This is a genomic window from Candidatus Pelagibacter communis (assembly GCF_001180165.1).
Classification (GTDB): Bacteria; Pseudomonadota; Alphaproteobacteria; order Pelagibacterales; family Pelagibacteraceae; genus Pelagibacter; species Pelagibacter ubique_P.
In genome coordinates this window covers 1-595 of sequence record NZ_CVSQ01000061.1, presented here as the reverse complement: position 1 = coordinate 595, position 595 = coordinate 1, and the positions used below count along the sequence as shown (strand labels likewise).

The following is a 595-nucleotide window of genomic DNA, read 5'->3' as shown; positions in this document are numbered from 1 at the left end:
ATTTTTATATCTTTTTCAGTTTCAATTTTTTTATTTAAATAAAATTCAGCCTCAGTTTCATTAGGTGTAAAAAAATCAATTAATTTAAAATCATCATCATTAATTTGGCATGCAGGTGCTGGATTTAATATTGTAGTCAATTTATTTTCTTTAGCTTTCTTCAATGCATATTTCGTAACATCATATGGTGTTTCCAGTTGTGTTAAAAATATATCTGTATTTGCAATAAAATTTAAATTTTTTTCAATATCATCATTGGTTAGTGTTCCAGCAGCACCTGGTATAATATTTATTGCGTTGTCTCCTGTTTTTTCATTGACCATAATTCCTGCAACTCCAGTTAAGTGATTTTTATCTTGAATAATAGAAGCAATATCCATGCCCAATGATTTGTATAAATTTAAAGCCATCTCACCATTTTTATCATTACCTATTTTTGTTATAAAATTTACTTTCCCGTTTAATTTAGCTGCAGCTATTGCTTGATTTGATCCTTTTCCACCTGGTCCAACAATATGCTGTGAACCTAGAATTGTTTGACCTTTTTCAGGGATCGCATTAGCTATAAAGCAAAGGTCTGCTACAAATACACCAA

At 29.4% G+C, this 595-nt stretch carries 1 protein-coding gene; it reads right to left on the bottom strand.

What is annotated here, in order from left to right; translation table 11 throughout:
- A partial coding sequence (locus AMN88_RS04460) for a ribokinase (RefSeq protein WP_143323673.1) occupies positions 1-595 on the bottom strand: 595 nt, incomplete at both ends.